General features: G+C 66.1%; 7 protein-coding genes. 3 read left to right on the top strand and 4 right to left on the bottom strand.

The genetic code is table 11. The features are described from left to right. The first annotated feature begins 264 nt into the window (after positions 1 to 264). A complete protein-coding gene (locus tag ACLL97_RS10415; RefSeq protein WP_411280404.1) occupies positions 265 to 1,338 on the top strand; it encodes a BamA/TamA family outer membrane protein in 1,074 nt (357 codons plus the stop codon). Next, complete coding sequence (locus ACLL97_RS10420; RefSeq protein WP_411280405.1) at positions 1,338 to 4,382, top strand: helix-turn-helix transcriptional regulator; 3,045 nt, start codon at positions 1,338 to 1,340, stop codon at positions 4,380 to 4,382. Before ACLL97_RS10415 ends, ACLL97_RS10420 begins: the two co-directional genes overlap by 1 nt. Before the next feature lie 82 nt (positions 4,383 to 4,464). On the opposite strand, the gene ACLL97_RS10425 is transcribed toward ACLL97_RS10420, so the two are convergent. From ACLL97_RS10425 to ACLL97_RS10440, 4 genes are all read right to left on the bottom strand, one after another. Next, complete coding sequence (locus ACLL97_RS10425) at positions 4,465 to 6,252, bottom strand: gamma-glutamyltransferase family protein (RefSeq protein ID WP_411280406.1); 1,788 nt, start codon at positions 6,250 to 6,252, stop codon at positions 4,465 to 4,467. A 99-nt stretch (positions 6,253 to 6,351) separates the two neighbouring features. Continuing rightward, entirely contained in the window at positions 6,352 to 6,945 is a 594-nt protein-coding gene (locus tag ACLL97_RS10430; protein WP_411280407.1) for an NUDIX hydrolase, read from the bottom strand. Between the two features lie 23 nt (positions 6,946 to 6,968). Continuing rightward, the gene (locus ACLL97_RS10435; RefSeq protein ID WP_411280408.1) at positions 6,969 to 7,325 is read right to left on the bottom strand and encodes a rhodanese-like domain-containing protein; all 357 of its coding nucleotides are present in this window, start codon (positions 7,323 to 7,325) and stop codon (positions 6,969 to 6,971) included. Positions 7,326 to 7,345: 20 nt separating this feature from the next. Beyond that, on the bottom strand, positions 7,346 to 8,254 hold the full coding sequence (locus ACLL97_RS10440; protein WP_411280409.1) for an LD-carboxypeptidase: 909 nt from the start codon (positions 8,252 to 8,254) through the stop codon (positions 7,346 to 7,348). 206 nt (positions 8,255 to 8,460) lie between these two features. Between ACLL97_RS10440 and ACLL97_RS10445 the strand changes: the two genes are divergently transcribed. Further along, positions 8,461 to 9,275, top strand: an 815-nt coding sequence (locus tag ACLL97_RS10445) for a glycosyltransferase family 2 protein (RefSeq protein WP_411280410.1), incomplete at its 3' end; no start/stop codon positions are given.

Raw genomic sequence — 9,275 nt, forward strand, 5'->3', positions numbered from 1 at the left:
GAGAGGTCGGATCAATATTCGCAGCAGCCATATCTGAAAATTAGGCGCGGCTAACTTTTTTACAAGTCGGAAGCGACGCCCACCGGCGTCGACGTATCCGCGCAGTCGCCTCGCTACGTCATGTGACGTATCCTTTTCCTGTCGGCGTGCACGCACCATGTACCGGTCACGACTCTTACCCCCCTGACCGAGCCGCCCATGACCCGCTGGAATATTCTCGCAACCCCTTGCCAGCGAAGCCGTTACGCCACGTCTCGCACACTGATGGCCGCCGTCGCTGTGGTCGCGATCATCGCCCCGACCACGGCGCCTGCCCAAGGTGCGCCGGACTCGACTGTCGGACGGCGACGCATTCAGCCGCTCCCCGCGCTCGGTTCCGCTCCCGAAACCGGTCTCCAGTTCGGTGCCACCGTGCTCGCCGTCATTGAACGCCCCGCCATGGACCATGCCAGGCCCGCCTCTCTGATCGCGACGGCGATTCGCAGCACCAAGTCGCAGACTCGCGTCTCCATCGAAGGGGAACATTGGACGCGGCAGAATGGCCGTCGAGTGAATGCACTGCTCGCCTGGCAGAAATTCCCCCTGCCCTATTACGGCATCGGCGACTCGGCAGCCGCCGGCGACAAGGAGATCTTTACGCCGAAGGGCGTTGAGGCGATCGCGGGGGTGCAGCAGCGACTTCACGGCCATTGGTACGTCACGGGCGGCATCCGATTCGTGGATCAGTCGATCACTCCCGACACGATCGGCGTGCTCCGCCAGCGGACGCTGACCGGCAGCCACGGCGGACGTCTGGTCGAACTGTCGGCAGGCGCGCTGCTCGATTCGCGCGACAACCTGTTCGCGCCGCAACGCGGCACCTTTGCGCAGGTGACCTACACGCGCAACGACGACGTTCTCGGCTCGCCCTTTCAGTACGATCGCGTTCGTCTCGATGCCCGTCACTACCGCACACTCACGGGCACGCATGTGTTGGCAACGCAGCTGCTGTTGCTCGGGGTGAGCGGTAGCACGCCGTTCGACCAGCTGGCACTGGTGGGCGGCGGCGACATTCTGCGTGGCTACTCGCGCGGACGCTACCGAGACCAGCGATTGGCGGCGGCGCAGGTCGAGTATCGCTCGCCGATCGCCCATCGCGTCGGCCTGGTGGCCTTCGCAGGCGCCGGGGCAATCGGGAGGGCGTGGGACACCCTCAGCGAAGCGCGCCTCCTCCCGACGTATGGCGGAGGCATCCGCGTGCTGATCGATCCGCGGCAGCGCACCGCCGTTCGCGTGGACTACGGACTCGGGCGCGACAGCTCGCGCGGTCTGTACATCGGATTCAACCAGGCCTTCTGATGGGTACGGCCACATTATCGACCCTGCCTTTCACCGGCCGCCGCGCGGAGCTCGACGTCATCGAGCGCGCTCGCGTCGCGGCCGGTCGTGGACTCGCCCAGCTCCTGTTGTTGAGTGGAGACGGCGGCATCGGAAAGACACGCCTCGTGCAGGAGGCTGCGATGTTGGCCGCCGCGGCTGGGTGGCAGGTCGTCACTGGACGCGCCTATCCATTGGAAACGGCGATTCCGTACGCCCTGTTCGGTGACGCGCTCGAGCCCTTGTTCGCCGCGCTTGACTCTGCCGCGCTCACGCGACTCACCCGTGGCGACAAGCGCATCCTGTCGGCGCTCACCCCGCGCCTGCTGGCTGAGGCGGACCTCGCCCAGCAGCGTCTCACCGACGGCGTGACACTGGCGGAGCAACGCCTGCGACTGCACACCGGCATTCTGCAGATGCTCGGCCGTCTCAGTGAGCGGCAGCCGTTGATGCTCTGTCTCGAGAATCTGCAGTGGGCCGACAGTTCGTCGATCGAGTTGCTGCACTTCGTAAGTCGGCAGCTTGGTACGGATCGCGTGCTGTTGGTGGCGAGTTGGAACGAATCGGACCGTCCGCTCAACGAAGAGCTACGCCTCGCCCTGCGCTCACTTCGCACCGTGAGCATGGCCACCGACGTCCGGCTGATACCCCTCTCCCGCGATGACGTCGCGTCGCTGTTGTCAACCGCGTTTGACGTGGAGCGTGACGCGGTGAAGCCGTTCGCCACGTTGCTGCAGGACAGCACGCGCGGCAATCCCTTCTTCGTCGATCAGACGCTGCGCGAGCTTGTGTCCCGCGGCGAACTGCGGCAACAGGGTGGCGTGTGGGTGGGCTGGCACGTCGAACAGCTCGTACTGCCTCCGTCGGTACGCGAACTATTGTTGGAACGTCTAGGGAGGCTCAGCGTCGACGCCCGCGTGGTGAGTGACGTGATCGCCGTCATCGGGACCACTGCGGCGCACGACGTGGTGCGGAGTACGAGCGGGCTCTCCGAAGACGCGCTTCGTCTCGCCCTTGGCGAACTGCGCGGCGAGGGGATCGTGACCGAAGAGTCCGTTGGAAGCACGATCACGTACGACCTTGCGCATCCGATGATGCGACAGACTCTGGTCGCGCATCTCGGGCTCGCGCGTGAGCGTGACCTGCATGCACGCATCGCGGTCGCCATCGAATCTGTTGCTGGCCGCCACGCAGACCGTGAAGCCGAGTCGATCGCGGCGCATTGGCGCAAAGCGGACCCACGGATGGAGACGGCTCGCTCGGTGAAGTGGCTCCTTCAGGCCGGTCGCCAGGCACTGGGTCGACTCGCACGCCGCGAAGCTGCGATCACACTCCGAGCTTCGCTCGATCGGATTGACGAGCATCTTCACGAGGATCATCTGGCCGATGTGCCCATGCTCCTCGACGAGTTGGCGCGGTTGTATCGTCGGCTCGGCGAGTACCACGAGGCCATTGCGATGTGCGCGCGCGCATCGGCGTTGGCGGATGCGCGTGGCGACAATCTAGGAGTAGCCGTGGCCGAACGGCGTCTCGGTCTTGCCCAACAGGGATTGGGCCGTCGCGAGGACGCCATACGTCACTTCGATGTCGCGCTGGCACGGGCCGGCGTGAATCATAGCGGCAATGGTAACGCACAGACCGAAGTCCTGCTGGCGCGGATCCGGTTGGCCAAGGGAGACTGCCTCCAAGCGCTCGGCCTGCCCGAAGAGGCGAAGCTTGAGATCACGCACGCCGTGGAGATCGCCGAGCGACTGGGCCAGGTTCCGTTGCTGGCACGCGCGCATCGTATGCTGCTGATGGTCCACCTGTGGTCCGGGCCGGCGCACCGGGCGTGGGCGCACGCGCGAAGCGCGGTCGAGTTGGCCGAGCAGAGTGGCGAACGCAATCTGGCGTGGTCGGCGCATTGGTCGGCGGCGGTGCTCGCGGCGTTGACGGCACACACCGGCGCCCTCGAGGCGCACCTCAAGGAAGCGACGCGACTGGCCGCCGAGCTGAATTCGCCGCTGCTCGAACTGCGCACGATGGAGATCATGATCGAGTATCGCGCTGGCACGGGCGAATGGGATCGCGCGATCATGGATGGCGAACGCGCCATCGCCATGGGGCGGGCGCTCGATCAGACCACACTGCTGGCGCGTCTGCTCTACTGGGTGAGCGGCGTGTACCTGCAGCGCGGTGATTTTGCAACGGCCAAGCGGCTTATCGACGACGCGTGGGAGGTGTCGGGGGCGGCCAACCTCGACCTCGACCGCCCATTCGAAGTGCACGGTGTGCTGCCGGCGTGCGTCGCGCGCACGGCATATCTCAGTGCCGTCGGAGAGCATGCGCAGGCGCTCGCGCTCGGGCAGACTGCCATTGCAATCGCCGACCGCACGGGGTACATCGCCTGGGCGGTGTACCGCCTCTTGCCCACGTTGGCCGAGGCGGCGCTGGCCGTGGGAGACGACGCCACGTTGAGCGCAGTTCGACGTCGCTTGGAGCACGACGCCACGCATCTGGCGCATCCGATCGGCGCGGCGTGGGTACTCGTGATCGACGGCGCCGACGCGCTCCGTGAAGAGCGGACCGCCGATGCGATCTTGCTGCTGCAACGGGCCGTCGCCACGCTGGAGGCGGTGCCGTATCCATTCGACGCGGCGCGCACACGATTGCGGCTGGCCCGTGCGCTGCAGCAGTCGGGCGCGCTTACCGAGGCCAAACACGAGGCGCGAGAGGCGCTACAGATGCTCGAGCGCCTCGGTGCACGGCCGGCGGCGGAAGAAGCGCGCACGGTGTTGCGATCGCTGGGCGGCAAAGTGGCCGCCGACCACCAAAACTCACGATTGGCGACACTTACGCCGCGTGAGTTCGACATTCTGAGACTGGTCGCACAACGCCTGAGCAACAAGGAGATCGGCACCCGACTTGGCATAACCGCGCGAACCGCGGGAACGCACCTGGCGAATATCTTCGACAAGCTCGACGTACGTGATCGTACAGCCTTGGGTGATATGGCGCGGGAGCAAGGACTTCACCGGGCCACCTGAGGCAGCGTTCCTGAGTCCTCGGCAGTCAGATGCGGCCAAAAGTGAAGCATGGGTATTTCGAGCGTACCGGCGTCGCGATGTGTTACCAGCCGGCGGCGGTGCCGTCGCGACGCGGGTCGGCCACGCCGATCCGCTTACCGTCTTTACGTACAAACACGGCGTGCACACCGCCGAAGCTGATATCGCGCAGGCGGCTGGATGGGGCATACCCGCGCGCGACGAGCGCCTGATACACGCTCGTGGCGAAGCCAGGTTCCACTTCGACTTCCTTCAGGTTATCACTGGCGTGAATGCGCGGCGCGGCCAGCGCAACGGCGGGATCTTCACCGAAAGCGAGCATACGAATGGTCACCTGCGTAATCGCCGGCTGGATGTACTGCGAACCAGCAGCGCCGACCACGAGTCGCACCTTGTCGCCGTCAAGAATCAGCGTCGGCGACATCGTAGAATTCGCGTAGCGGTTCGTACCACGTGTCTTCGGATCGAAGTTGTTGCCGGCCGAGTTCAGGAAGAAGCCGTCAGTGTACACGCCCGAGCCGAAAAGCACACCAACGGTCGTCGTGGCCGACACGGCGCTACCGTCGCCGTCAACGACGGCCAGATGCGACGTGTAACTCTGTCCCTCGTCAGCCGCAGTGGTGTCACGCGACGCGCTCCCGCTACTGCCCGTACGCGCTGTCGTCGAGGCCGGATACGGATTGAACCGGCCGCAGGTGCCCGGCGAGGCAAGTGTGTCGAACGCCCAGGGATTACCAGCCACGGCAGTGTCGGGAAGTGCACCGCCCACCAGTCCTGCTCGCTGACGCGCGAAATCGGGATGCACGACGCCATGCGCCGGAACGCGCTGCACCGCCGGATCGCCACGATACTCTCCCGCATCGGCGTTACCGATGCGCATGATGTCGGCGAGCTTCGCCACCGCCGCGCCATTCTCGGTAAACGAACCGGCATCGGCGACGCCAGCAGCGTCTGCCAATTGCAGCATCTCGAGCACCGAGGCACCACCCATCGGCGGCGGCGCGCCGAGCAGCGTATAGCCACGCCACATGGCGCACAGCGGGCGCATCGACGTCACAAAGTATGTGTTCATATCGCGCACCGTAATCAATCCTCCCTGCGCCTTCACCTTCGCCGACAGCCGCTCGGCGATACCGCCGTTGTAAAACACCGTGGCGCCCTCACTCGCGATGCGCTGCAGGGTTGCACCCAGTTCCGGCTGAATGAGTCGATCGCCCGGTCGCAGCGCCTCGCCACGCGGCATGAACCGCGCGGCCGCGAGCGAGTCGGCCAACAGCTTGTCGCGCGACGACGCAATGGTGCGCGCCAGCAACGGCGACACCACGAAGCCGTTGCGCGCCAGCGCAATGGCCGGCGCCAAGACTTGTGCTCGCGTGAGCTTCCCCCACTTGGCCTGCGCTTCGAGCACGCCGGCTACCATACCCGGCGTTGCGGCGGCGCGTCCCGGACGACGGCCGCGAGAGCTGTCCGCGCGCGCCCATGCGGTGTCTTCACCGGCTCGCGGATAGAACGAGAGATGCTCGACCGTCTTGGTCTTCGCGTTGAAAAAGGTCATGGCGCCGCCCCCGCCGAGCCCCGTCTGTGACACATCGGTGACGGAGAGCGCAAACGCCGTAGCCGCGAACGCATCCACGGCATTGCCGCCCTGCGCCAGAATCGCCGCGCCAGCCGCGGCGGCATCCGGGTGCGACGCGGCCACCATACCGCGGTCGCTTTCGACGCGCTTTCCCGACATTGGCGCCACGACGGTAGCCCAGGGGCGCTGGCAGCCGGCAACGACCGTGCCAGCGATGAGCATGGCCGTGGTGGCCGTGGTACGGGCGGCGCGGTGAAGCGCGAAACACGTCGGCAACGTCGTGCCCTCGGGGTAAGGTCGGGGTGAATCCAGTGCAGGACGTACGAAGCCCACCGGCAAAGCGTTCAGCGAGCGACGTCGCGAGTGAAGGGCAAGCTACGGACTGACGAGTGCGAGCAGCTGGCGCACGATGCGTTCAGTGAGCCCCCATACGATGTGCTGCTCCACGCGAAACGCCGGAAACGAGGCGCGATTGCCGTTCATTTCGACCACATACTCGGCCTTCGAGCTCTCGTGCCGCAAGCGCGTGAGCGGCACCCAGAAAGTCGCCGCCACTTCTTCGCTGGGCGTGAACATCACATCCGGTTCGACGATCGCCACGAACGGCCGGATGATGATCGGCGGCAACGATCGATTGCGTGGCGCGAGATCATCGAGGCGCCCGAGCATACGTCCTTGCGTGAGATCGAGGGCGAGTTCCTCCTGCGTTTCGCGCACGGCGGTGACTTCGAGTGAGGCGTCACCGGGTTCAAGCCGACCACCGGGGAACGCCATGTGACCGCTCCATGGATCGCGCTCCAACTCCGCGCGCTTGATGAACAACAACTCCGGCTCCCCCTCGACCACGCGCAACACGGCCGACACCGCCGCGAGCCGTGATTCGGCGACCGGCGACGCATCAACGGGGACACGAGTCGCCAGACGTCTCGCGAGACGCGACACGTCGGCGTGCTGCAGCGCTCGCTGCAACAGCTGGTCGCGCGCAGACTCGCTCAGTCGGCCACCGCGCCACCCGAGGCCACCCAGTCGCGGAATCCACCCGCCATCGACGCGACATTCGGGTAGCCCATCTCCACTAGCGTGCGAGCGGACAGCGCGGACCGATTGCCACTGGCGCACATCAGTACGACCTGTGCATCACGCGGTACGCGCGATTCGATCTGGCTTTCAAGCACGCCGCGGCCGATGTACTGTGCCGGTGCGGCGTGTCCGAGATTCCACTCGTTCTGCTCACGGATGTCGATGAGGACGAGCGGCTCTCCAGAAGCAAGGCGGTCCTGTACTTCGCGCGCCGTGACTTCCGAGATGCTCGCTTTCGCTTCGGCGATGAGTTGCTGTGCGGTCTTCATATGCGTACTCGGTGATGAGTTTAGTGAAATCGCGAGACAGCAGGGGTGACGACAGACAACGTGCGCGCGTCGGCATCCAACGTCGCAATCGCGCCGAACGGTACGGTCCACTGATCCGAAATATGCCCGACCGGGATACCCTGCAGCGATGGGACCTGTAACACGTCAGCGAGCTCGGTCACGATCGCCTCGATCGTCCGGGTGCCGTCATCCGTGGTGTCGGGACAATCGGTGCACTCGCCGAACGCCACACCCACGCACCCCTCGAACGCACCCGCGAGCCGCAGCTGCGTGAGCATGCGATCCATGCGGTAAGTGGCTTCACCGATGTCTTCGAGCACTACGATCGCGTCGCGACAGTCCACCGCCCACGGCGTCCCGCACAACGAGGACACGAGCGCGAGATTGCCCCCGACCAGCCGGCCGGTAGCCCGCCCGCCGCGAACCACGCGTGCCTCGGGCGCCTGGCCACAGCTGTCGGTGCCGTGCTGGAGGGCACGCACCAGAGAATCGCGCGAGAAGTCAGAAAGCGGGGCGCGTGCCGTGGGACCGTGGTAGCTCACAAGCCCAGCGTGCTGCCAAGCGGCGTGTAGCGCGGTGATGTCGGAATAGCCGATCAGCGCCTTCGGATAACGCTGCAGTAACTCGGCTGAGAGCCGTGGCAGCAGGCGGGCAGCGCCGTAGCCCCCCCGTAGGCACCAAATGCCATCGATAGCAGCATCGTGCAACGCCGCGAGGAGGTCGTCGCCACGTTGTGCGTCGTCTCCCGCGAAGTAGCCGGTGCGTCGCAGCGCGTGCCGGCCGACCTGGACCGTCCATCCCAGCGACTCGGCCGTCGCGACGGCACGCTCCAGCTCGTGGACCCCCTGCAACGGTCCAGACGGCGCGATCATCGCGACGCGGGCGCCGACGGTGAGCAGTGGTGGCACGCGGAGGGCGCGCGGGTGACACGCACCTCGAGGATCGCCCTCGGGGAGATCGAAAGTACCAGCGGCCGCGACCATGTGTGAACGTATCGGTCCTGACTCGGAGGAGCAACGGAACCATACCGACTCGTCTCGATACACGCGGTGCGCTGCCGCGCGGCGAGGTGAACAGCGAGTTTACAGAGATGGTGCTGAGCTATATTTCTGGTTTGACGCCGCTTTCTCTGCTGGGCGCCGCTACGGCTGCGCTTTCCGCGGCGCCGTGGGTGGCCGCCCCGCTGGTACTCGCCAGTCGCCTGCGCACAACGCCCGCGCTCGACGACATCGACCTCGCGGCAATACCGGCGGAACCAGTGTCGCGCGTCAGCGTCGTCCTCCCCGCCCGAAATGAAGCGGCTCACATCACGGCCTGCATTCGCAGCATCCGTGCATCCACCTGGCCCGACCTCGAGCTCATCGTGGTCGATGATCATTCTACCGACGGGACCGGCGACCTAGCCCGTGCCGCTGCCGGCGATGACATCCGGGTGAAGATCGTGGGCGCGCCGGAGCTGCCCGCCGACTGGTTCGGGAAGCAGTGGGCCTGTCAGTCGGGCGCGGCTCACGCCACGGGATCGTTGCTGCTGTTTACCGACGCCGACACTCGGCACGCGCCGGATCTGGTGGGTCGCATGGTGCGCATGCGTGAACGCCGCGGCGCGGAGCTGTTGTCGGTGGCCGGACACCAGGCGATGGGCACGGTGTGGGAGCGCGCGGTGCAGCCGGCGGTGTTTACGCTGATTCTCACCAGGTATGGTGGAGCGGAAGCGATGGAGAGAGCCACGCATCCGCGCGACGTGGTGGCCAACGGTCAGTGCTTTATGCTGTCGCGGCGTGTGTACGAGGCCATCGGTGGTCACGAACCCGTGCGGGGCTTCGTGGCGGAAGACGTGATGATGGCGCAGACTATTCAGGCGCGTGGCGATCGCGTCTCGCTGGCGCTGGGGATCAACCAGCTCAGCACGCGGATGTACGATGGTTTGGG

Origin of the sequence: Gemmatimonas sp. (assembly GCF_046594945.1) — a bacterium.
Lineage (GTDB): Bacteria > Gemmatimonadota > Gemmatimonadetes > Gemmatimonadales > Gemmatimonadaceae > Gemmatimonas.

Bases quoted from the DNA above. Each gene is read 5' to 3' on its own strand.
- ACLL97_RS10415 (WP_411280404.1), top strand. From the start codon at position 265: ATGGCCGCCGTCGCTGTGGTCGCGATCATCGCCCCGACCACGGCGCCT.
- ACLL97_RS10420 (WP_411280405.1), top strand. From the start codon at position 1,338: ATGGGTACGGCCACATTATCGACCCTGCCTTTCACCGGCCGCCGCGCG.
- ACLL97_RS10435 (WP_411280408.1), bottom strand. From the start codon at position 7,325: ATGAAGACCGCACAGCAACTCATCGCCGAAGCGAAAGCGAGCATCTCG.